Below are 22,414 nucleotides of genomic sequence, written 5' to 3' on the forward strand. Positions count from 1 at the left end.
GGAATATCAGGAGCGCAGCAAATAATTTTTCCGAATGCAGCAACTTGTTATATGCTGGAAAATAAATTAAATAATGCAATGCCTTAAGAAGATAAGGGCTACCATCACAACACTTAATCGGCTGAGTGGATGAAAATTGCTGCCGGAGCGTCCTGCCCGAAAAGTCGTTTCTGGCGCTCCTTTTCGAGTTTTCCGTAGCGTCTATTCAGTGGGTTTTTCAGGCTCGTGCCAAAGGCTGCAATCGATCCGCCATCTTGAGTAAAGCTATCTCTCCACATATCAAACCGGCCATCAACACATTGTGTGAAAAGAACCCCAGCCTGCCAAAACGTGACAGGATTATTGGTTTCGCACATGATCTTGAACCAGTGTCGAGCCCAGCTATTATACCGATAGGCAGTGATCGCCGCCGCGTATGCTTTGCCGGGAAGGCCCTCGGTATCTTTGAATTCCGCTAATATCCTTTCACTGTGTGGGCTTTTATCGCAAAAGCCGGCAACCATAAGCCCGCGAGCAATTTGGGCTGGTTCGGGCTGCGCAATCTTTTCATCGATATAGGCATCAAGAAAAGACCCTTGATTGCATTGCAATGCGGATAATACTTCGATTGCAATCGCTTGGTCAGTTGCCGCGCTGTCCAATCGCTTTCTACGCAACGCATCAAAAGATGAAGATTTGCCTCCCTTCCATACGCTAATTGATCCAAGATCAACGCCGCTCTTACCGAATGTAAACCTTACCAACGGGCGGCTATGTGCCGCTCGCTCAAATAGCAGCACACTCTTCTCAGGATTGGTGTCTGCAATCGCACTAGCCACCAGCAGAATGAGATTGTGGACGACTGGGAGCCTAGTGTCGTTGATCTCCATGAAGAGGTCACCCCACTTATTTATAATTTCGGGATCGATAACGGCCAACGCCGCAAAATCCTCATGCGTAAGGTGATCAAGAATGATATGCGCTTTTGCTGCTGTCAGCTCTTCCCTGAAAGCAATGAACGAGTCTTTATTATGTTTTTGCCTATCGCGGAATTCATTATCGCTCTCGGATAAACGTCTGAAAAAATCTTCTATATTCTCTGAGGGTGTCTCTCGCTCTGAGACAGAGAAAAGTATTGGATCCTTGGAAAAAATATACTCTGCCTCCAACTCAATTTCAGGAGTAATCAGTTCAATCGGTAGGCCGACTGCACAGTGAATAGAGGCATCAATGCGTTGAGCTATTTGCTGAACCGCTGTTCTTTTGAGCACCGTTGCTGCTCGCCCATAGAGTGATGGTGAAATCCGGTCTATAACCATACTCTCATCGATGAGTCCGGCCTCTGCAGCCTCTAGCAATGCAAGAGAGCCATACCAGTTCTCAAAATTATCTTTGCCCTCGGACACGGACAGAACGTATTTCCAGTCACTCTCCGCTACCGCCCTTATAAGGGCGGGATGCCCCGAGTGGACTGCCAAACCGAGTGCACTTCTGCGAAGCCGTCCTTCTTTCGAAGTAATTGAAGACCGGGTGAAATCGCATATCTCGGTTGAGAGTTCTGCGCCCGTCGCAGCAGCTATCTCAAGAAGCAGGTGCTGCCTATAACATTTCGTGCCCTCGGCCAGGGTTTCTTTTAAGAAACGGTCGAGGATCTGTGGATCGGGAGTTTTGGTTTCATCGATGAGTTCCAGCAGGAGTGGCTGATCCTCGGTCGTTGCCAGCAGAATTTCAATCTGCTCGGAGCAAACAAGGAATGGAAAAGCGATGAGCAATTCATACTGCAGCAAGATGCTCTCACCTTTTGGCAGTCCTTGATTATCGCCTGCTCCTTGTGCATTTTTCCATTTTTCGACCAGCGCCCGTGCCTGATCCTCCGTGACGAGCGCGCCATGTTCGCGCAGCTCCAATAACCCTTGTCGAAGCGATATGTCGGTGCGTTTTACAACGTCCTCTGCAAACTCGCGAAGCTTAGCTGTGGCGGCTTTCAGTGCAAAACGGGCAACGACCGGCAGGGAATCAACAAAAACGTGATCCTGAGACGATTGCCCTCTGCCCTGTCGGAGCGCGGTGAAATCAAGGCTCTGGTAACGCTGGACAGTTTGATCCATGTTAGCAGGTACCGGTGCTGACGGATCACAGGGCTCTATTTTTTCCTTTGTAGGGAATAGGCCAGGTGGCATCTGACGATCTTGGGTTAGTTCCTCATAAAGGATGCCAGCTTCCCGATCGTCACCTGAATCGCCCGTTGCTCGCAAGATTCTAAGCAGAGCCCACTTGCCTGTTTTTGAGATGGTATCAGAGGTCAGATCCTTGCAACTTCGCAACAGTGAACTTCGCGTCTCTGACCAATCACGAAGGTTCAGGCTAATGAGGGCAAGGAAACTCTTGCTTGGCACCTGATAGGAGCCGTTAAGCGCGTTGGCAAAACTCCAGTCAGTAAGCTCGTTTGCGAACGGTGCGAGTCTCTTGCCAGCCAGCAAAATCAAAGCAAGCCCTGATAGCGCATCCAGATCACCCTCCATCTTTATTAGACGTCTCTGACGAGTCTTTTCGGCGGGAGAGAGGGCAGCAAGCTTATCATCCATTTCCGCTTGCAGCTTTTCACGCTCCTGCTTAACCTTATCCTGGGGATCACGATGGACGTGACAATGCATACGGCGCTCCACCGCCAGAGAGTTTGCGCGTAGCCAATCCCGAACTTCCTGTGCCACCGAGTCCCAGACGGCACTTGATTTTGCAGCTTGAACAAGCGCCGCTTGTATCCAGTCGAAGTTTGGCTGGTGACTAGGATGCAAACAGAGATTCCGAGCCGCCTTTGCGATATCCAGCGGTCTTTCCCTTGCTAAACTGACCAAGGCGTCAAGCGAATCCGGCGGTGGGTTCTGAAGCTCGGCGAATCCCTTAATAAGTGCCTGGGCAATCTCAGGTGAATACTCATCATCGTCAGCCGCGCATACTGTAATTGCCGCTTTCACTGCCTCAGCCGTTTTATCCAGCGCTTCGATCGGCTCAAGAACCTCTTTGAGAGCATCATCAAGACTATGGTTGTTGCGCTTGGCTTTGCGCAGATTTTCGATAATGGAGAACCCAAGGGCCAATGTTAGCCCCTCATCCCTGAGTTCGTATTTTTGCGGCTCCCCGGGGACGGCGGAATAGAAGCGGCCTTCGGCAACCGCGGGCACTTCGTTGTCAAAGATGCGCAGATCGTCCTTTACTTGGCTCGTAGCGCGTATTAGTAGTTCCTGCGCTTGCCCGCGTAGATGTGCTACGAATTCGATAGGATCGTCGCCAAAGTCTTCCTTGATTCCTGCCATGATATGCTCGAACAACAGGCGTTCGATGCTAAGTTCCTCAAATATTGCAACGTCATCCCCGAAAACCTCAAGTGCAATCGACAGAATGCGAGGATTCCTTAGGAACTCTGCAACAGTTGGATTGAGCTTGTTAAGAGGAACTAGGTGTTTCCTTAGAATGCTGTCACGTTCGTCAGCATCCCACTTGGGAACAACTACTTCTTTAACAGGGTATGTCAGCGCCTTCCTAACTCGCGTGTTGAAGTAGTGTGTGCGTGCAGTGAGTACGATGCGACCGCCACGCCGGTTAACATAGGTGGCGACATTATCGACGATCTTTCCCCATTTTCGGTCGGGACGCTGATTGATCCCGTCTAAAACGAAAACAAAGCGCGGACGTGCCGGTTTGCCTTCAGCTTTCCATGCCTTCAGTCGTCGCCGCCAGCGTATTGTGCTCTTATCGCTTTTTACGTCGCCGGTCTGCGCGAAGAGTTTTTTGATCAGAAGTGTCTCTATGTCGTCTTGTGTAGCGACCTCTGAAAAATCATCAGGCGTTAAAAACACCAGAAGAGGCTTGTCAGAGCGTGAAAGCCATGTCTGCAACACAATCCATGATTTGCCGCAGCCTTCCTCACCATGGACGCAGACAATATTGTCCTCATCCATATTCGATAAATATGCCCCCAGTTTAATGACTAAGTCATTGCGGGCTAGAACGGTGACAGCCTGATCTCTGGGGGCAAGGGGCTGACCGAGTTCGATGCGCGCAATGGCTTTTTGCGATACAGTTTTTTCAAACCATATTACGTTGGCATTCTCTGCCATCGCTGTGGCCATTCCCGACGCGTCGAGTCTTCTGCGAATGGACTCTTCTTGGTGCGGAAACCGAGTATCTAAACGAATAGCATCAAGTGCAGCAAGCGCCGCACTTAACATCTGATTGTTAAGACTAGCTTGCAGAAAGGCCTTGGTCTTGATGTCAGCTATTGCGAGTGCCACAGCCAAACGTGGAAAATCAGAAGGAGTCCAATCTAGGATCAGGACGCTGATACCTTGCTGTGCGCCATCAGCACGCAAGTCATCTGCCAACTGGCTAGGTACCTCACAGGTTGCGCCTAGTACCCAGACTAAGTCTGCGTAATCGTTGTGGCGGACAAGGTCTGGGATCTTTGACAGCACGTCTGCGCGCGGCAGTTTGTTCGTGTAGAGTTTGCCTTCAAAAGCAACAGCGCCTTCAAAAGCAGCCTTGCCATCGATTCCGCGTTGGTAGCCGCTACTCGCAAGCCGAAAGGGGATGCCCGTGATTCCCTCAAGCACTTCGCCAATAAGCCCTTCAAAGCCATCTTCTCCAGTTGGCTTCAGAGTCAGAAGAGCGTTCCTCAGGTTTTCAACATGGGTTATAAATGGTTTGATCATTCAGGATCTCATACCTAACTGTTCAGCACCGATGAAAGCACATGCTGCCTTTGCCTGCATGGCCGCTTTGGGTCGATTGCATCTATGCACGAGCATTCTTGTTTCGGCCAGACGCTGCCTTTTAGTCGTCTCTAATATAACGCTTTGCTCTCCGGTAAATTAGGAGCGCAGCGAGTAATTTATCCGCATGCAGCAACTAGTTATACGGGACTTGATTCGGCCTTCAACCATGCGCATACGGCCAAAATTAGACATGGAAATTATAAAAAATAACGTTATTAACGCTCTGCTAGTTTAACTTAAATTCTCTGATGAGAAATTAAGGTAAAATATTTGAATTAGAAAAAACTGTAATAGATTTTGCTCCCCGTGACAGTGCTACGTAAAGGTTTTGTGCATTCAACGTTCCTGCGTCTAGTAGGAGGCAGTGATCAGCCTCAAGCCCCTTTAACAACAATGTGGAACCAATTGCACGAGAAGGTATGCGGCTATCACCTCGATGCCTACGCTGCTCCCTTACTATTTCAGCAGCCTGCTTAGTGGTTTTAGTCGGATCGCTAACACTCAATGAAACAGCGCTTTTCAGTGCAGTGAATGCACCTCGTCGGAATAATCTTGTATCAGGGCTAACCTCAAGACAACCTAATAGATTACCAACAGAGCTTTTATCACTGATTTCGATAACATCCCTAACCGCCAGTTCGATTGGTGTAGCAGGCGTACGATTGCGACCCGCCAATATCGTAGGCATTCGCTTGAGCACATTTGCTTTTCCTACCCCAGTCATCATTAATGATATTGCCATAAGGACATGATTTGCCAACTCTTCACCACGCAAGCTGTCTATTTGTGACGAAATCTGCGTCACGTCCGCCAAATCAACAGGCTCAACAACATCAATCCCTCTCGATAGACTAGCGAAATTGTGTCTCGAACGCGGATTTCTTGAATCTCCTATGACTAATAGCGAATGACTGGGATCGTTACTATTTCGTATGTGGTATTGAATTTCCGTCTGTCGTTGTTTGTCGGTTTGTGGATCGCCTGCTAGCTGAATCCAATGTACGAAACCCGGACAACTTAAAAGGTCTATAGGTCGGCGCTGCAGTAAAGACTCTCGGCAATTAAGAATCCATTGGCCTAGATCAGGCGTTCCCGAATTTATCCATCGCCACGGAGTATTTAACTCCATGATAACCGGAAACCTTGACTTAACGTCTCCATCCCAGGATGGCATAGGTCCACCAAAGTTGAAGATGCACTGCATCGGATCACCAAAGATTGTGGTTGGTAACACCTCGGAAAGAGAACATATCAATGCATGCTGGTCAGCGTCACAATCCTGATACTCATCTACTAAAAGGCGAGTGTATGATGACCTAATAATTTCAGATATATGCCCCGGGGCTATATAGCCTTGAACCTTCCTTCTCAGCTCTGGATAAAAAACTCTCGGGTTATCAGGTGTAGCTCTAACATCACATGATACAGGGAAGACATTTGAGATCTGTCGTGCCCATCCGTCTATTGTAGATACAACATAATTTTTGTTTGGAACTCCAAGAATTTTCAAACGTTGCTTGAGCGCAGCTACACCAGCCGTAGTGTGTGTTAGGACTAGATAAGGCTTTTTATCAGTAACAGCCAATGTTTCGGTTATTAAGTGTGTTTTTCCACACCCAGCTGGAGCAACAATCAACCCTCTACCAGAACCCAATACAGCCTCAACACTCACTATTGAGCACCCGCCGGTTTTGCCCATAAGAATAGGTTGTTTAAAGGTTGCTGAAATATTTGATGAAAGTTTTCGTACTGTGGGGCAATTATTAAACGAGCGATACTCTCAGCGGGTTCAACATCTTTATACCATGCTCCTTTTTTACTTTTAGCAGCTTTAGCCAATATAGGCCTCATCGTATCTTCAAACCTATTGAGGCAGTCGTCAAGAGAAACTCTGTTTTCTGAAAAGCCTTGTATGTTCGAATTTATCGAGTCATACCCCTTTCGTTCGACAGCCAAATTGAGCAAGTTAGAAATAATCACTGCTGGGCAGCAGTTAAACAAAGCGTCTTCAGTTGAGTAATTATTTCCCCATTCAAAAATTTGGATACCTTGCACACGGGCTTCATTACTGGGAATTACATGTTCTGCATCTTTATCAGAGTCTTTCAGTATTGCGGTTGGATAGCCAAGGCTTTTAAAAACTTTAGCGCGTATAAACATACTATCGCCACCACCATCAGCACAAGAAGCCCCGCGTGATTGAATGGTTGCAGCATCTCTATCTTGGCAATAAAGATCAATTCCTCTGACTAATCCAATCTCTGTTTTACCCTCACAAACAATAACAGACTGACTAAAGAAAGATTCCGCACACACGCGCAATGTACTTTGTTGTTCATCGCCACCAGTCAACGAATATATCAAGTGAGAATAATTCATATACGGAGGTGGGAAAGGTGCGGCAGCGGCTTTCCGTATTACATGAAGCTGTGCAGCTTGAAGTTCTCTCAAAACATATGGCGAGTGTGTTGTTATAAATACCTGCTGTTCAGGAGCGACCGATTTTGAGCCGAGTTCATTTAACAATCTAGATATTCGATATGGCTCTAGTCCGTATTCCGCCTCATCCACAATGAAGATGTTTGATGTGCTAGCAGACTTTTGCAGCCCGCTAACTAGCAGTCGTGCCGATCCTGTTCCAAGCTGGCGCAACGGAGTATTATCATTGTTATGAAGGCTAATAGCCCCATTTGATAGAGAGGAGCTATTAACATCTAGCAATGCTTTTAGATCACCAACGGGGACTCCAAGATTGTTGGCTAGGATTTTTACTTTGCTAAGTACGTTTTCAATTCCTTCAACGTCATGTCCTGAAAATGTTTGGCGAGCCGTTCTACTCAGCTGTGCCAGTGTTGATGATATATCAAGGCCATCTTCTGACAGTTTATTTAAAACTGATCTTCCACCCCAGGCCAAATGATGGTTGGATGCGACACCAAGTCTTGCCGGTGCAACGAATTCTCGATGCTTCCATGGGAGTCTTCGCTCTACTCCCTCCGTTTCCGCTCTTTCTGAATAAAGTAGCCAGTCAGCATCTAAATCTTCCGCGACTGTTAACTTAAGAGTTATTACAATTTCTTGCCCGGCCTGAGGTTCGTCCGAGATTACTCCTGAAGTCGGGTCAAAACTCCTTAGAAACATACCATACGCATCAATATTTTTTAGCTCATCACTCAATACGCCAATAGTTACCCATATTTCAATGGGATTGTTTGTATCAAGGTTAAAAAAATCAGCGTCAGTAAACGGATAGGACCGTCTAGCTCCCAAAGCAAGGTCAATGGCATCAAGCACAGTGGATTTTCCAGAATCTCCAGGGCCAATAAGACAATTCAATCCAGGCTTGGGTAGCCATTCAAGCTCTTTTATTACGCGGAAATTTTTTACATGAATATATCTTATTTGAGACAAGAGAAAATCCTTTTGAGTATTTTCTTACCAATTATAATGTTTATTCAAGTTGCATTTTATTTCGAAATTTTACGCCAAAAAAACAATTCCAAGATCGCTACTGATCGAAAGCGCGCACGGCTGCGTTGCCGTATAACAGTGATTATGCTCCCCTCTACATAACCTCAATGAACCCAGCGGCGCGTTTATTCAGGTTATACAGCGCTTCATTCACGATCTATCCCATTGAAATTATAATTGATTAAGTATAAATAGGCAGAATAACATAGATCATCGTGCCGGCTGCATAACACGGCTGAATCAGCATGCCGCTTTCGCCGGGAGGGCCGCTTTGGGTCGAAAGGCCTCATTCGTTCTCTTCCTCACCAAACGCCACCCTACCCACTATCACTTCCATCCCTTCAATCGGCTGCTCATAACTCCAGGCAATATCTTTATTTTCGCCTAGCGAGAAATACACCGTGCTGCCTTTAAACGGGCAGTGGGTAGTCGTTTCTGAGGTGGTAAGCAAATCCATCCGCACGTCTTCGCGTGGGAAGTAGTGGCGTGGTGGGTAGCCAGTTTCGCGGAGTTCGAAGGCTTGGCTGGAGTCGGCAAGCAACTTGCCACCCACCTGCACCTGCACCTGCACGCGTTGGCTAACGGGGTGAAGCTCGATGCGAGGTGCCTGTGGCATTAGATTGTTCCCTGCGGCTTTTTTAGCTCTAGTAAAATGAGCCTAGCAGCAAAGTTCGTTGAATCCCATGTACGACGCATCACACTTTAGGCTACGACCATGACCTGCGTCATGTTTTTGCCACTGCTCTCTAATTCACTACGACTGTCCTAACACTGCGGTGCTCTCGCCCTTGCCTGAGTAGTAAGAATTAAGCCGGTTACAATCAGCCCAGCCCCAATAAAATCCGCCATACGCAATGGCTCCCCAAGTATTAGATAAGCGAGTAGTACGCCGAAGAACGGATTAAGTAAGTGATAGCTGGATGCCGTCGAGGCGCCGCTGATGCGAATCAGCACTAGCCAGAGACTCATTCCGCCGATGGTGACGACAAATACCAGATGTGCAATCGCTATCATCGTAGCAGTAGAAGGCACGGCCAGCGGCTGCCCAAATACCATGGCTATGGGAAGAAGCGCGAGGGCGCCCGCTATGGATTGCCAGAAATTGGCCTGCAAGACCGGAAGGCCTGCGCCTTGGCCGCGGAAGAACACGGTGCCACTGGCAAAGGCGAGCATGCCTCCAGTTGCCATAAGCACTCCCCAAATATCGACTTGCACCCCGCTAGCAACGCCTGAGATGACCACCACTCCCACTATCCCCAGCGCCGCGCCGAGTAACTTCATTGGGGAAAGAGGTTCTACGCCCCACCATGCTGATAGCAAACTGGTGGCCAGCGGTGCGCAACTAACAATAACAATAACGACCTGGGGGCGAACCGTCTGCAATGCGGCAAAGCTCAGCCCCAGGTAAAGGGCGTTGTTAAGCACGCCAAGTAGCAATCCGCGCCTAATAGCGATGCGATCCCCATGAGTTGATAACCGGAAGCCTCCGCAGCTAAGGCAAATGGGCAGCATCAGCAACGCACTCAATAAAAACCGGATGGTGAGTAGCGTAAAGGGGTCGAAATCAGTCAGTGCAATGGCACCGGCTATAAATGCCGAACTCCAAACGATACTGAAAATGATCACCAAGCCAGTTAATACGAAATTGTTCATGCAACCCCCTAAAAGCGCCATCCTGCTTTTGCACCATCACCATGAAACTGATGGTGCATGGGAGTTAGATGTAGTGGAAATTAATTATTAACCGATCATAATTAGATAAATTAATATTAAGTACGGAGAGATAGTGTGTTTAATTGCCAACCTTCCCCCTTGGGCGACAGGCGAGTCACGCTGGAACACCTGCGCGTTTTCGTACTGTTGGCCGAAGGCAATGGTTTTCAGCAGGCAGGTCTTCAGTTGTACCGCAGCCAGTCTGCGGTCACCCAAAGCCTGAAACGGCTGGAGGAAATACTCAGCTGTAAGTTGCTTGAACGTCGTCAAGGTCACATCCTTGGCTTGACGGCAGACGGCGAGCGTTTTCTTCCTGCCGTCAATGAGATACTTTCCCGCACATCTGAGGCGGTGAGTGCCATGCAGCAACCGGAAATTGCCGGACGTCTGCTGATTGGTGTTCCTGATGATTTCAAGGTGGTGGATCTACATGGCGCTATTTCCCGCTGCGCCGAGCTAAACCGCAATCTGCGTCTGGAAGTTGTCTCTGCGCTCTCCTCGCAACTGCTCCACCAGCTCGATAACAGCGGCCTTGATCTCGCCATCTTTAAGTGTGTGGGAGACTTAACGCCAAGCGACCCGCGCTGGCAGTGTCATCTACTGCGGCGAGAGCCTCTCCATTGGGTAGCCACGCAACGGCATGATTTTGACCGCATGTCTGATGTACCACTTGTTATCTTTCCTGATGGCTGTTGCTACCGTAGCGCAGCGCTCGCCGCATTGGATCAGCCCGGGAAGCAGGGCTACAGCGCCTATGTCAGCGCCTCTTATGACAATATTCGTGCCGCTGTGTCAGCAGGTCTCGGCATTGGTGTGCTGCCCGCCAGTGCGCTTGCTGAAGACCACATTATTTTAGGCAAGCGGGAGGGATTTCCGGAGCTGCCTATGGTTGAACTCGTGATGGTTCAGGCGTCACAGAAGCGTGCCACCCAGCAACTGGCGGACTTCCTTACGCTTTCTTCGGCGATGAAGTCTCAAAGCGTTAGCACTCCCCTAATCGATGCTACCCCACCCTGATATGGGTGCCGGTTGACGCCAACCCGCCAATAGTTGCTTGTCGAAGGCCCGCTATTTATTTTTAGATATACTGTTATATGCGAGGCGGTAGCGTTGGTGTATTGAAATGAGGAGAATGCATGAGTGATCAGGAGGATAGTCGCCGCAGTGACCACGACAGCCCATGGAAGATGGCGCTGGAAGCGTATTTTCAGGAGTTTCTGGGGCTGCTATTTCCCACGATCCATCAACAGGTGGATTGGTCGAAGGGCTACAGTTTTCTCGACAAAGAACTGCAACAAATCACCGTCGATGCGGAAAGCGGTAGGCGCTATGCCGACAAGTTGATCAAGGTGGCTGCCCTGGATGGTATTGAGACCTGGGTGTTGATCCATGTAGAGGTACAAGGCGAACCAGAAGATAGCTTTGCCGAGCGTATGTTTACCTACCAGTACCGGTTGCGTGACCGCTATAATATTGATGTGGTCAGCCTTGCCGTACTGGCAGATACCCGCGAGAGCTTCCGCCCCACAACTTTTCATTATCAACGCTGGGGATGTGCCCTGACCTTTACCTTTCCCACGGCTAAACTGATTGATTGGGAAGCGCACTGGGCAGAACTGGAAGCCAGCGACAATGTCTTTGCTTTAGTGGTGATGGCTCAGATTCAGGCTAAGCGAGTGAAGGAGAATGCATCACGAAAGGATACCAAAGTGGCCCTTATCCGGCTGCTCTACGAGCGAGGCTACAGCCGCGATCAGGTTTTACGGCTGTTCAACATCATCGATTGGATGATTCAACTGCCTAGAAGTTTAGATCCTGAATTTGCACAGGCGGTCTACGCCATACAGGAGGAGAAGCACATGCCTTACGTCAACACGATTGAGCGGCTGGGTATTGAAAAAGGACGTCAGGAAGGGCGTCAAGAAGAACGTCAAGAAGCTGAGCAGCGTGCTTTGGACAGCAAACGTGATACTGCCCGTCATTTATTGAAGTTTGGCGTGCTCACTGATGAACAGATTGCGGAGGCGACTGGGTTATCGGTTGATGATATAGCTAAACTCCGTCTCGAAGATAAACACTGAAATTAAGGTCTTCCCAGGTGGCATCGGCGGGCAACTGGTTAATTAGCCTATACGCGCCTTTTTTACTCATCGGGGCTCAATGCGCAAACAAAGTAGCGGTGCATTTACATGTCAGCCGTACGCGAATGATCACTTTGTACTCATAAACAATAGGTCACTGGTCGACTCTGATTCAATGGCAAAGAAACCAAGGCTGGAATACAAAGAATGTGCTGCATGATTGTCTCGGTAAACACGCAGAGTAACCGTTGATGAACCCGTTGATTGCCGCGCCTTAGCTATGAGTTGTTCACATAGCAAACGCCCTACCCCCTTTCCTCTAGCCTCAGGCGCAATAATAATTCTGCCGATATGAACCGCGCCTTCTTTACCGGCCCAAAACTGACCAAAGCCAATGCAGCTGTTGCTGCTATCGGACAAGCAATAGCTTGAGCCTCCTTTTACGGCGAGCAGCTTAGGCAGCTTTTCAGCTGCAAATGGAAACGGCACTAATGGGCCTGCCCAGCGAGCGCAAGATTTTTGATCAGTTACCCAAGCTGCAATAGTTTGGTAATCGATTTGCTCTGGCGTTCTCAGAATTTCTTTCATATGACTAATGCTTGAAGCGCTGGAAGAGCCATAAGCCATGCCCACGCATGGTTTACGCTGATCGAGGTCAACACCGGGATATTCTTAGCCGATGCTACCACACCCTGATATCGGTATAGACTAACGCCAACCCGCCAAACGTGCTTGCCGAAGGCCCGCTATTTATTCTTAGAAATATTGATTTTTTGCGATGCAATCTCGCTGGCACATTGAACAAGGAGCACATTGATAAGGTCATTACACGTTGGATCAAGCGTCACCTGCAACGGCTTGGGGCAGAGGTGAATCTGGAGCAGCTCAACAGTTTGGTGGAGGATAAAGATATGTTGGCAGAAAACTTAGAAAATCTGGTGCAAAAAGAGCGCCAACAAGGGCGTCAGGAGGGACGGCAAGAAGAACGGCAGGAAGCTGAACAGCGTGCTTTGGAAAGCAAACGCAACGCGGCCCGTAAACTGATCGCTCGCACCGAAATGGATGATCAGACAATCGCGGCTATTGAAGAACTGCCCGTCGAAGAGGTGGAAAGGTTACGGGCAGAGACTCAGCATTAAGGCCTAATAAACTAGCGCGACCGCCGCCACTCAGCCAGCGCTTGAATATCCTCCGGTGTCGTCCGGCAGCAACCGCCAATGCCTGACGCGCCTGCTGCCAGCCATTGCTCGACCCCTTGTGCCAATCCGGAAATATCCGAAGCGGTGTGATCGCATTGGGCCGGGTGCCAGGTTTTAGTTACCGCGTCGTAGACCTCTCCTGAGTTGGGGTAAACCAACACCGGCAGATCGCACTCACGGCGGATTTCCTCAATCAGCGATTCGATATGGGCCAACGCTGTGCAGTTCACACCGATTGCCGCTACGCCTTGGCAGTTGGCCAGCGCTCTCGCACATTCCGCAATCGACGTGCCATCGCTGATATGTTGGCCATCCTTCGCTGAGAAAGTGATCCAGGCCTGCGCGCCCGGATGCTCGGCCAGCAAATCGGTGATCGCCAGCGCTTCCTCCAATGAGGGCAAAGTTTCAGCGGCCAGTAGATCCGCCCCCGCCGCCAGCAAGAGTTCAAACCGCTCACGGTGAAACTCAACCAGCCCGGCGCGATCCAGGTCATAGCCGCCGCGATACTCACTGCCGTCTGCTAGGTAGGCGCCATACGGGCCGACGGATGCGGCTACCAACGGTTTGGGACGGTCGGTTTGGCCGGGCTGCCAGACCGCATCCCGTGCTTGCTGGGCCAGCGTGACCGATAACTGAATCAGTTCCCGCGCCTCTTCTGCCGTCATCCCCGCCTGCATAAAACCCGGCACTGTGGCCTGATAGCTGGCGGTAATCGCACAGTCGGCACCGGCTTCAAAGTAGGCCTGATGCACCTGAAGAATCTTCTCCGGGGCCTGGGCCAACAGGCGCGCCGACCAGAGGGCGTCATTGAGGTCGCAACCGAGCGCTTCCAGCTCGGTGGCTAAGGCTCCGTCGATGACCATAAACGGCACGTCGGCCAACAGCGCTTTGATTGGATTAAACTCAGTCATACGGTGTTTTCCTCAATGGCGTTAGGCGAATATTCAGAACGTTGGGGGGCCGAACGGTGGCGCACATAGTGCACCAGGTAGCACAGGCCAATGAAGGGCACACCGAAATAGAGCGCCACGCGTTGATGCGGGTCGAAGGCAATGCCAATGCACGCGGCAAGGCAGGCTGCAAACGCAAGAATCGGCACCCAGGGATAGAACGGCGTGCGATAGACCAAATCCTTCAGTTGCCCGCCTTCACGCAGGTAGTGGCGCCGGAAATTGAACTGGCTTAGCGCGATCGCCATCCAGACCACCACCACGGCCAGCCCGGAAATCGAGACCAGCACCAAATAGACGGTTTCAGGGGCATACACGCTGGAGAACAGCGCGCCCAAGCCGCCGACCATGCTGAGCAGCAGGGCATTCATCGGAATGCCGCGCTTATTGAGACGGCCAAGCGACTTGGGCAAGGTGCCCTGGTCAGCGAGCGTCCACAGCATGCGCGATGAGGCATAAAGCCCGGAATTCGCCGCCGACAGCAGCGCGGTGATGATGACGAAATTCATGATATCGGCTGCGCCCGGTACGCCAAGGCGTTGGAATACAGCCACAAAGGGGCTTTGACTGAGCCCGGCTTGATCCTGAGGTAACAGCGCCGCAATCACGACGATGGTGCCAACGAAAAACAGGATCAATCGCCACAGGGTGGCGCGGATCGCCTTGGGTACATTGCGGGCCGGATCCACCGTCTCTCCGGCGGCGATCCCAATCAGTTCGGTGCCGGAAAAAGCAAACATCACTGCTAGCAAGGCGGTACCAATGGCCAGCAGGTTGGGCGGCATGGCGCCCTCTCCCCATAGGGCCGATAGCCCCGGTGAGGCGACCTCAGCGCCAGCGGCATCATGCAGCGGCACCCAGCCAATAATCGCCACCGCCCCCACCAGCACAAACACCACCACCGCAATCACTTTGATCAGTGAAAGCCAGAACTCAGACTCGGCAAAGAAGCGCGAGGTAAACGCATTAACGCCAAAAACAATCGCCGCAAACAAGCCGCTCCAGTACCAGCCGGGGATGTCGGGAAACCAGCGCCCCATAAAGACCGCCGCCGCGGTGAACTCTGACCCTAGCGCTACCGTCCAGGTGAGCCAGTACATCCAGGCCACCATATAGCCAGTGCCGGGGCCGATATAGCGGCTGGCATGCGCGCTGAAGGCGCCTGAATTGGGCATATGCACCGCCAGCTCGCCCAGGCACATCATCACCAGCCAAGCAACAATGCCACCGACCAGATAGGCCAACACTGCCCCAATAGGCCCGGCCTGCTGCACGGTATAACCGGAACTCAAAAACAGCCCGGTGCCAATCACGCCCCCCAAGGAGAGCATCACCAAATGGCGCGTCTGCATACTGCGCTTGAAGTGCGCCCCCTCTTGATCACTTACTGGCTCACTCATGGTGACATCCCTATCGTTGGCCTAACGCGGCGGCAATCGCCTAGCGGCCTGGCTCAGAAAGGGCGCCATTTTAGTGCATACTTAATTTACTAAAAAGCATAAAAGATATTTTTAATATTCTTATTTTGAATATACAAGTCTGACATGAGTGATAAGCGCGGGAAGCTTCCATTTAGATAATGGCTGGCGCCAAGCAGCGGTACTAACTGAATGCAGTCTGCTCAAAGCTTGTACGTGCAGTCACGCCAGCGTGCCATATCTGAAGCTGCGGGTACTCTTCTTTCCAGTTCACCTCTGGCAGCCTAAAGGCGAGATAATCCAGCGCCACTGCGGTGGCGATGTGGCCCAGGTTGATAGTTGAGCTCTGTTGTTCTTCGCCAAGCTCACTGTCCAACTGTTTCAGTAGCCGCTGCATGGCTCGCGAACGTCGCTGGCCCAGCTCGCTAGCGTCAATCTCTTTGCCGTAATGCTTTCTGGCAATCACGGTGTTGAACGCGGCATCCATCAGGTTTTGGCCAAGCCCCGCCAGGTGCAGCACTTCACCCAAACTGTCTTGGGCAATCATCGGCTTGTTAGGGCTTACACCATCCAGATAAACGGCTATCAGCAGCGACTCGCTAAGCCGGATGCCCTCCTCCGTTACCAGCGCCGGAATACGCCCGGCGGGATTGGCTTTTAATAGATCGGCATCGTCTGCCCAAGGGTCGCACCACTTCAGCGTGACACTTTCCGCCAGGCCTTTTTCCAGTAAAACGATTCGCGCCAGGCGCGCATAGGGTGATGTGGCGTTTAGGTAGAGTTCCATTATTGCCTCCCAGGGTGTGATGTAGATTACTGAGTAGTAAAGTGCGCGTGGCGTTGCTGTACACCACGGCTAAGCAGCACCAACAAAAAGCCTGCTGCGAGCATGCAGCCGCTGATGGCAAATAGCGGCGCGTAGGTCTCCCAGGCACCATAAAGCGCAGACATGACATATCCCGCCAGCGCCTGGGCAGCAGCAAAAGCAGCGGTTGCCTGCCCCCATAGCTTCTTGTGCGCGGTCGGGCCTACTAATTCAGCAATGCGCCCAGAGGTGAGTGCGACAATGCCGGGGATCATCGCCCCCACCATAAAGGAGGAGACGGATTGGCTGAGCAGTGCTAGCGAAAATACCGGCAGCGATACAGCGGTAGCCTTGGCCACAAAGGCAATCGCTAGGCCACGATGCCAACCCACTCGATGCGCCAAGGCGCCCACCATCAGCGGCCCACAGACGGCGCCCAAGCCGAAGATGCCCCACTGTAGGGAAGCGGCGTGATTACCCAGAGCGTTCTCCCTGGCAAGATAGTCCACCCAGAACACGGTATGGGGCACAAACCCGACCGCGTCCAGAGCATAGGCGCCGATGACCAGCCACACCACTAGCTTGACTCCCACAACGCCCTTTTGGCTATTGGCCGATGGGCTAGCTGCCGAAGGTGAGGCTACGGATAAGTGGCTAACTCCCCAGTCACCTAAAAGACCCGCCGCAATGCAAAGCAACCCCAGCGTGCCCCAGGTGACCGTTAGGCTTAATTCAAGAAGCATGGGCACAATGGAGGCCGAAAGCAGCGCGCCGAGGCCAATACCGGTAAACACCATGGCACCCACACTGGCTCGCCTTTCAGGCGGCGTGGCCGCCAGCGCCAGCGAAGGGCCAACCACCATTAAAATGGCCCCGGCAATACCGGATACCAATCGCCAAAAGAAGAACCAGGCGAAACCGCCCGCCCCAGCGCAAAGAATAAAGCTGAGGGCAATAGCCGCGAAGCTTGCGTCGATGACTAAGCGAGGAGAAAAGCGCTCACTCAACGCGTGAGCGCAGAGTGCGCCGAGAAAGTACCCCAGCAGGTTCGCAGCCCCCAGGTAGGCGCCTTGGCTGGCAGTGAACCAGCCTTCCTGAATAATCGCGGGTAGTAGCGGCGTATAGGCAAAGCGCGCAATGCCAATTCCCGCCAAGGTCGCCATTATCCCGGTTATTAGGGCGGGTCGGTCTTGGGCAGTGAGTGTTCGATTCATCATCTTGTGTCCTTTTCGTGCCGCCATTCAGGCAAGGTGGGCAGCGCGTTGGTACGCAGCCAGACTACGCGTGAAGAACTATTTCTAGAAACGATTAATTTTGATAGCTACTATCTTTTTTTGAGATAACACTTTGTCGAGATGGCGCTTTTGACAGAACAACCGCTTGGCGGGGAGATGGGGTATGCAACTTAAATCACTGCGGCTATTTATGGCGGTGGCCGAAACGGGCAGTTTCGTGGCGGCTGCAAATCAGTTACACACGGTGCAATCCAACGTGACGGCTCATATCAAGAAACTTGAGGATGAGTTAGGCGTCCAGCTTATTCAGCGCCTGGGCCGCGTTCGCCCTACGAGCGCTGGTTTGGCATTGGTGGAGTACGCTGAACGCATGTTGACGGCTCACGATGAAGCGGTATCGCTATTCAAGGGCCAGGAGAAGGCGTGTGGACGGCTACGTATAGGCGCCATGGAGACCACGACCGCCCTGCGCCTGCCGCCGATACTGGCGGCGTACCACGCAGCGCAGCCTGACGTTGATATCCAGATCAAGACCGGGCCCACGGCGGAACTGGTGGAGTTGTTGCTGGACGGGCAGGTGGACTGTGTCTTTGTGGCAGGTCGACTTGAGCATGGCCGCTATCACTTGCTCAAGGCTTTCAGCGAGCAGCTTGTACTGGTGGGTTCAACGCCGATGATGACGATGCCCTCTTCTCAGGAGCTGATGACGTCGGCCTTTCTGGCGTTTCGCCAAGGGTGTAGCTACCGTCAGCGTATCGAGCTATTGCTGGCCTCCCGTGGGGTTAATGCTGGGCGGATTTTTGAGTTCGGCTCACTGGACGCGATGCTAGGCTGTGTCGCGGCTGGAATGGGCTACACGGTGCTGCCCCGTGGGACAGTCGAAGCCCATCAACACCGATTCGGGATTCACACCCTGGAACTGCCCTCATCCATCGCCAATGTCGATACTTACTTTGCCGCCCTCGAACCCAAGACCTGGACGCCCGCCCTGGCAAGCTTCGCTGAAACCTTGCGTGGCGCGGTGGTGGTGGATGAGCCTCAGTTTACTGCGTCGTGAAGTGGGTACCGACACTCCTCTATAGCGTTGCCCTATTCGCTTTTCAGTCGGTTCATAGATGCGTGTAAAACAGCGAGAACGTCAATTTGATCTGGTTTGATGTAGTAAATAATGCGGTAAGCGCCACACAAGACTTCCCTTATTTGAGCGATATCGTACTCGGGCACCTTGCGTCCTGAAGCGGGGAAATCACCAATCTGTTGTGACCTTCGGGTGATTTTATCAACTGTGCTCAACGCATAAGCTTCTGAGTCCTGGGCGATATAGGCATAAATCGCGTCCAAATGAGCTTCTGCTGTTGCTGTCCAGAACACATTCATTCAGGTAAGCCGTATTTCTTGCGAATATCTCCCACATTTGTAACGTTACCCGCTTGGCTATCCGCCATGCCCTTCTCGATGGTCTCCCGGATATAGATCTCATGCATAAGGTCTTCCCAGGTGGCATTCGCAGGAAGTTGTTCAATTAGCTTGTGTGCGTCGTCTTTGCTCATCGTAGCTGACATGGTGACTACCTTTTTAGGTACGTAGAAAATGCTTTTAGAAGATACCTTGGGTTACCGAGAGTTTTGCGGTTTATGCCATTTTCTGCAAACACATCGCCAAGGTCGACACCTACTTTGTCGCCCCTGAGCAGGAGACCTGAACACCCTCGCTGGCAAGCTTCGCTGAACCTCCGCTTACTGCGTCGTAAATTAGGTAGCTGGCCGAGTTCTGAGGCCGCCGGCTTTATCAACTTCTCTCCGCTCTGCCAAGCAACAAGACAGATAAACCCGCAGCGATAAACGTAATGCCAGCACCAATATTCAAACCCAAAATAGCGCGCGGGTGGCCTTCTAGCCATCTCGCAAATAAGGATGAAAAAGAACCCAACACTGTAAAAACCGCGAATGCCAGCAACGCAAACCATGTGCCCAGAAAGAACGTTTGTAGCTCGACTGCCCCATGCATGGGCGATACAAACTGAGGAACAAAGGCCAAAATAAACAGCGCTGGCTTGGGATTAAGGACATTGGTTAAAAAGCCGGTGAGAAACACAGCCCGATGGGACAAATGGCTCTGGGACGAGAAAGCAATCAACTCTTTTGAGCGTAAGGCTTTAATCCCTAGCCAAATCAAATATCCAGCCCCCGCAAATTTAACCACACTAAACGCTACTGCCGATGCCTGAATGAGAACCGCCAACCCCAGAAAAGCGACTAGAACATGCACCATCAGGCCAAGACCAGCTCCAGCACTAGAGACGCATGCCGCTAGACGCCCCTGACAAAGCCCCCGACTGATGGCAAGAATATTGTCAGGCCCGGGCACAAGAATGATTAAAATGCATGCGACGGTATACGTCAGCCAGGTTTCGATAGGTACCATGCTATCTCCTATGAGGCTAATACTCGGTTTTTAAGAAACTGTTATAGCAAAACGTCATAATCGGTACGGCTAGTGCCCTTTTAGCTGCTCACTCAATGCGACGAGGTCTTCAGCCACAAAATCCCATGCTTGCTCGGCTGCTAAATCTTTACGCTGTTGCGGGCCATACTCTGTACGACGGGGTATAAACGCCGTTTTCATCCCCAATGCTCGGGCAGCCGCAAGGTCGTAATTGTGCGCTGCGCATAGCATCACCTCTTCAGGCGGCAGGCGCAGTAGGCGGCAAGCCCCTAAATAGACCTCAGGGTCAGGTTTATAGTGCTGGAATAGCTCGGCGCAAAACACCATATCCCATGGCAGTTTGGCGTGACGGGCAACATCCACCATTAGCGACAAATTACCGTTAGTTAAGGTCGCGATAATGTGGTGCTCTTTCAACTGCTGAAGGCCACGCTGAACATCCGGCCATGGGTCTAACTGGTGCCAAAAGTGATTGACGCGATCAATGGTCGCCTCGTCTAGCGAAATCCCATGTTGCTTGAGCAGTGTGACTAGGCTTTCCCGATGCAGATCATCCAACCCCGTCCACGGAATTTCGCCTTTGCGCACCCGATCCATCGAAGGCGCATAATGCTGACGCCATTGATCCGTCAGCGCCTCGCTGGGAAGCTCGACACCCAACTCCTGCTCTAACGCCCGGAACTGGTTAATCAAACTGGAACGCCAGTCGACAATAGTGCCAAATACATCAAACACGATGGCTTTCATTAGCTTCGCCTTTACGTTGGATGGTCATCAGTAGCCCTAATAGTGTCATGGTGATCAGCAGGCTCCAGCCGAGCATAAAGCTGCCCGTTATATCCAGCATCCACCCCAGCAGTGGCGGTACCGATACGATCGCCAGTTGGTTAATCGCCATGGCCAGCCCCAGCACAAAGCCGGTTTTATCTGCGAGTGCCGACTCCGCCACATAAGCCACCCAAGGGCCGTACCAGCCGAAACCAAAAAAGCCCAACCAGGCCATCAAGCAAACCAGCATGAACGTTGAGTGTAGCGGCAACCAGACTAATACCAGCAGCCCGACGATTACCGCCACCATGCACACCATGACCGGGAAATAGCGCGAGCGACAGCGATCACTCCAGGCCGCCAGCAAAATGCGCCCGGCAACCCCGGCTCCTTGGGCCACAAATAGCAACGTTGCGGCTTGCAGCACCTCTATCTGCAAACGGCTGTGCAGATAGAGCACGGTAAAAATCAAAATACCGTATTGAACCGAGATCAAACTGATACCGGACGCCATAATCTGCTTCATGGCCGGTTCACGAATCATCGCCAGTCGCGATAAGACGACCTTTGTCACGCTGCCTTCAGAGGCTCTTGCGACCGGCACCGCGCCAGCAGGGGCACGATAAAAGAGCATAAAGACCAGCGCCCCGAAGACCGCAATCAGCCCGCCCACTAGAAAAGAGGCGCGCCACCCCCAGGTGATCGCGACGGTTGGCAGTACGATCGCCGCCAGCGCCCCGCCCAGTGGCAAGCCCGCCTGACGAATACCCATGGCAAAACCACGCTGGGATTTATCAAACCAAGCAGCTACCGATTTGCTACCGCCGGGCTGGGCAGTACTGTAGCCAGCCCCTACGATGACTAAAAATAGCAGCATGGCCCAGTAACTCTCAGCCAGCACGGCAGCGCTAAGCGCGATACCTACCACGAGGGTGCCTACCCCCACCACCAAACGCTCACTGAACCTGTCCAGCAACTCCCCGGCAACCAACAGCCCAACCAACGGCACCAGCTGAGCCGCCGAGACCAGCGCCCCAATCTGAAATGCAGAGAGCCCCATATCGGCCTGTGCATAGACGCTTATGGCACCGATACCCTGAACGAAGAAACACGCCGCTGCTTGCGCAAGAGTGGCTATCAACAGAATAACCCAGCGGTAATGTCGGTTAGCAGTCATCGGCGGCACGGCTGTCAGGTAAGTTCAGATTTTAGTCAGGCCTTTTTCACAAAATGGGCGGTCACCATCATGTCGCCGACGCCGTCGACTTTGCAGTCCAGTTGGTGATCCTTGCTGTCCATGAGCCGCTTGATCACGGCTTTGGTGCCTACCTTGAGCACCAGTGAACTGCCTTTAACCTTGAGGTCTTTGATCATCGTTACCTTGTCGCCTTCCGCTAACAGGGTGCCGTGGGCATCTTTTATCGTCACGGTGTCTTCCGCCTCAGCTTCTGCAGGGTTCCATTCGTGGGCGCACTCGGGGCAGATAAACAGGCTTTGATCCTGATAGACGAATTCGGATTGGCAATGGGGACACGGTGGGCACGACATGAATGATGACTTCTGTGGTTTGGTTTAGGC

20 protein-coding genes are annotated in these 22,414 nt (G+C 51.7%); 4 read left to right on the forward strand and 16 right to left on the reverse strand.

Annotated features, from left to right (window positions below; genetic code table 11):
- Window positions 1–113: 113 nt before the first annotated feature.
- From ACFIOZ_RS14690 to ACFIOZ_RS14710, 5 genes are all read right to left on the reverse strand, one after another.
- A complete protein-coding gene (locus ACFIOZ_RS14690) occupies window positions 114–4,688 on the reverse strand; it encodes a hypothetical protein (RefSeq protein ID WP_386079093.1) in 4,575 nt (1,524 codons plus the stop codon).
- A gap of 319 nt (window positions 4,689–5,007) precedes the next feature.
- A complete protein-coding gene (locus ACFIOZ_RS14695; RefSeq protein WP_386079096.1) occupies window positions 5,008–6,423 on the reverse strand; it encodes a UvrD-helicase domain-containing protein in 1,416 nt (471 codons plus the stop codon).
- Window positions 6,423–8,162, reverse strand: coding sequence for an AAA family ATPase (locus tag ACFIOZ_RS14700; RefSeq protein ID WP_386079098.1), 1,740 nt, complete (start codon window positions 8,160–8,162; stop codon window positions 6,423–6,425). Before ACFIOZ_RS14700 ends, ACFIOZ_RS14695 begins: the two co-directional genes overlap by 1 nt.
- Window positions 8,163–8,508: 346 nt before the next feature.
- On the reverse strand, window positions 8,509–8,838 hold the full coding sequence (locus ACFIOZ_RS14705) for a DUF427 domain-containing protein (RefSeq protein WP_386079101.1): 330 nt from the start codon (window positions 8,836–8,838) through the stop codon (window positions 8,509–8,511).
- Window positions 8,839–8,987: 149 nt separating this feature from the next.
- Complete coding sequence (locus ACFIOZ_RS14710; RefSeq protein ID WP_386079104.1) at window positions 8,988–9,875, reverse strand: DMT family transporter; 888 nt, start codon at window positions 9,873–9,875, stop codon at window positions 8,988–8,990.
- A 135-nt stretch (window positions 9,876–10,010) separates the two neighbouring features.
- Here ACFIOZ_RS14710 and ACFIOZ_RS14715 point away from each other — a divergent pair, with 135 nt between their 5' ends.
- Window positions 10,011–10,952 (forward strand): LysR substrate-binding domain-containing protein, encoded by a 942-nt coding sequence (locus tag ACFIOZ_RS14715; RefSeq protein ID WP_386079107.1) that lies wholly within the window; start codon window positions 10,011–10,013, stop codon window positions 10,950–10,952.
- 119 nt (window positions 10,953–11,071) lie between these two features.
- Complete coding sequence (locus tag ACFIOZ_RS14720) at window positions 11,072–12,016, forward strand: Rpn family recombination-promoting nuclease/putative transposase (RefSeq protein WP_386079109.1); 945 nt, start codon at window positions 11,072–11,074, stop codon at window positions 12,014–12,016.
- Window positions 12,017–12,145: 129 nt separating this feature from the next.
- Here the strand turns inward: ACFIOZ_RS14720 and ACFIOZ_RS14725 are convergent, their stop codons facing one another.
- Window positions 12,146–12,604, reverse strand: coding sequence for a GNAT family N-acetyltransferase (locus ACFIOZ_RS14725; RefSeq protein WP_386079112.1), 459 nt, complete (start codon window positions 12,602–12,604; stop codon window positions 12,146–12,148).
- Window positions 12,605–12,744: 140 nt separating this feature from the next.
- On the opposite strand from ACFIOZ_RS14725, the gene ACFIOZ_RS14730 reads away from it, so the two are divergent.
- The gene (locus tag ACFIOZ_RS14730) at window positions 12,745–13,155 is read left to right on the forward strand and encodes a hypothetical protein (RefSeq protein WP_386079114.1); all 411 of its coding nucleotides are present in this window, start codon (window positions 12,745–12,747) and stop codon (window positions 13,153–13,155) included.
- A gap of 11 nt (window positions 13,156–13,166) precedes the next feature.
- On the opposite strand, the gene mmuM is transcribed toward ACFIOZ_RS14730, so the two are convergent.
- The 4 genes from mmuM to ACFIOZ_RS14750 form a co-directional block, all read right to left on the reverse strand.
- Window positions 13,167–14,126 carry a homocysteine S-methyltransferase gene (gene mmuM, locus ACFIOZ_RS14735; RefSeq protein WP_386079117.1) on the reverse strand — a complete coding sequence of 320 codons (960 nt, stop codon included), beginning with the start codon at window positions 14,124–14,126 and terminating at the stop codon, window positions 13,167–13,169.
- Complete coding sequence (locus ACFIOZ_RS14740) at window positions 14,123–15,565, reverse strand: amino acid permease (RefSeq protein WP_386079119.1); 1,443 nt, start codon at window positions 15,563–15,565, stop codon at window positions 14,123–14,125. Before ACFIOZ_RS14740 ends, mmuM begins: the two co-directional genes overlap by 4 nt.
- Window positions 15,566–15,767: 202 nt before the next feature.
- Window positions 15,768–16,370, reverse strand: a complete 603-nt coding sequence (locus tag ACFIOZ_RS14745) for a glutathione S-transferase family protein (RefSeq protein ID WP_386079122.1) — start codon at window positions 16,368–16,370, stop codon at window positions 15,768–15,770.
- Between the two features lie 26 nt (window positions 16,371–16,396).
- Complete coding sequence (locus tag ACFIOZ_RS14750; protein WP_386084098.1) at window positions 16,397–17,602, reverse strand: YbfB/YjiJ family MFS transporter; 1,206 nt, start codon at window positions 17,600–17,602, stop codon at window positions 16,397–16,399.
- A 184-nt stretch (window positions 17,603–17,786) separates the two neighbouring features.
- Between ACFIOZ_RS14750 and ACFIOZ_RS14755 the strand changes: the two genes are divergently transcribed.
- Entirely contained in the window at window positions 17,787–18,680 is an 894-nt protein-coding gene (locus ACFIOZ_RS14755) for a LysR family transcriptional regulator (protein WP_386079124.1), read from the forward strand.
- A 32-nt stretch (window positions 18,681–18,712) separates the two neighbouring features.
- Here ACFIOZ_RS14755 and ACFIOZ_RS14760 read toward each other — a convergent pair whose 3' ends face one another.
- The 6 genes from ACFIOZ_RS14760 to ACFIOZ_RS14785 form a co-directional block, all read right to left on the reverse strand.
- A complete protein-coding gene (locus tag ACFIOZ_RS14760) occupies window positions 18,713–19,000 on the reverse strand; it encodes a type II toxin-antitoxin system RelE/ParE family toxin (RefSeq protein ID WP_008959972.1) in 288 nt (95 codons plus the stop codon).
- The gene (locus ACFIOZ_RS14765; protein WP_386079126.1) at window positions 18,997–19,185 is read right to left on the reverse strand and encodes a hypothetical protein; all 189 of its coding nucleotides are present in this window, start codon (window positions 19,183–19,185) and stop codon (window positions 18,997–18,999) included. Before ACFIOZ_RS14765 ends, ACFIOZ_RS14760 begins: the two co-directional genes overlap by 4 nt.
- A 226-nt stretch (window positions 19,186–19,411) precedes the next feature.
- Window positions 19,412–20,047: a LysE family translocator gene (locus ACFIOZ_RS14770; RefSeq protein ID WP_386079129.1), complete on the reverse strand. Its 636-nt coding sequence runs from the start codon at window positions 20,045–20,047 to the stop codon at window positions 19,412–19,414.
- Between the two features lie 69 nt (window positions 20,048–20,116).
- Window positions 20,117–20,815: a haloacid dehalogenase type II gene (locus ACFIOZ_RS14775; protein ID WP_386079132.1), complete on the reverse strand. Its 699-nt coding sequence runs from the start codon at window positions 20,813–20,815 to the stop codon at window positions 20,117–20,119.
- Complete coding sequence (locus ACFIOZ_RS14780; protein ID WP_386079134.1) at window positions 20,796–22,013, reverse strand: MFS transporter; 1,218 nt, start codon at window positions 22,011–22,013, stop codon at window positions 20,796–20,798. The genes ACFIOZ_RS14775 and ACFIOZ_RS14780 overlap by 20 nt, the downstream gene beginning before the upstream one ends.
- Window positions 22,014–22,048: 35 nt before the next feature.
- Complete coding sequence (locus tag ACFIOZ_RS14785; protein ID WP_386079137.1) at window positions 22,049–22,384, reverse strand: zinc ribbon domain-containing protein YjdM; 336 nt, start codon at window positions 22,382–22,384, stop codon at window positions 22,049–22,051.
- Window positions 22,385–22,414 lie beyond the last annotated feature (30 nt).

The sequence above is a fragment of the Vreelandella sp. F11 genome (assembly GCF_042466685.1).
Lineage (GTDB): Bacteria > Pseudomonadota > Gammaproteobacteria > Pseudomonadales > Halomonadaceae > Vreelandella.

Bases quoted from the DNA above. Each gene is read 5' to 3' on its own strand.
- ACFIOZ_RS14770 (WP_386079129.1), bottom strand. From the start codon at position 20,047: ATGGTACCTATCGAAACCTGGCTGACGTATACCGTCGCATGCATTTTA.
- ACFIOZ_RS14785 (WP_386079137.1), bottom strand. From the start codon at position 22,384: ATGTCGTGCCCACCGTGTCCCCATTGCCAATCCGAATTCGTCTATCAG.
- ACFIOZ_RS14705 (WP_386079101.1), bottom strand. From the start codon at position 8,838: ATGCCACAGGCACCTCGCATCGAGCTTCACCCCGTTAGCCAACGCGTG.
- ACFIOZ_RS14765 (WP_386079126.1), bottom strand. From the start codon at position 19,185: ATGTCAGCTACGATGAGCAAAGACGACGCACACAAGCTAATTGAACAA.
- ACFIOZ_RS14755 (WP_386079124.1), top strand. From the start codon at position 17,787: ATGCAACTTAAATCACTGCGGCTATTTATGGCGGTGGCCGAAACGGGC.
- ACFIOZ_RS14775 (WP_386079132.1), bottom strand. From the start codon at position 20,815: ATGAAAGCCATCGTGTTTGATGTATTTGGCACTATTGTCGACTGGCGT.
- ACFIOZ_RS14720 (WP_386079109.1), top strand. From the start codon at position 11,072: ATGAGTGATCAGGAGGATAGTCGCCGCAGTGACCACGACAGCCCATGG.
- mmuM (WP_386079117.1), bottom strand. From the start codon at position 14,126: ATGACTGAGTTTAATCCAATCAAAGCGCTGTTGGCCGACGTGCCGTTT.
- ACFIOZ_RS14745 (WP_386079122.1), bottom strand. From the start codon at position 16,370: ATGGAACTCTACCTAAACGCCACATCACCCTATGCGCGCCTGGCGCGA.
- ACFIOZ_RS14760 (WP_008959972.1), bottom strand. From the start codon at position 19,000: ATGAATGTGTTCTGGACAGCAACAGCAGAAGCTCATTTGGACGCGATT.
- ACFIOZ_RS14750 (WP_386084098.1), bottom strand. From the start codon at position 17,602: ATGAATCGAACACTCACTGCCCAAGACCGACCCGCCCTAATAACCGGG.
- ACFIOZ_RS14725 (WP_386079112.1), bottom strand. From the start codon at position 12,604: ATGAAAGAAATTCTGAGAACGCCAGAGCAAATCGATTACCAAACTATT.
- ACFIOZ_RS14780 (WP_386079134.1), bottom strand. From the start codon at position 22,013: ATGACTGCTAACCGACATTACCGCTGGGTTATTCTGTTGATAGCCACT.
- ACFIOZ_RS14740 (WP_386079119.1), bottom strand. From the start codon at position 15,565: ATGAGTGAGCCAGTAAGTGATCAAGAGGGGGCGCACTTCAAGCGCAGT.
- ACFIOZ_RS14710 (WP_386079104.1), bottom strand. From the start codon at position 9,875: ATGAACAATTTCGTATTAACTGGCTTGGTGATCATTTTCAGTATCGTT.
- ACFIOZ_RS14690 (WP_386079093.1), bottom strand. From the start codon at position 4,688: ATGATCAAACCATTTATAACCCATGTTGAAAACCTGAGGAACGCTCTT.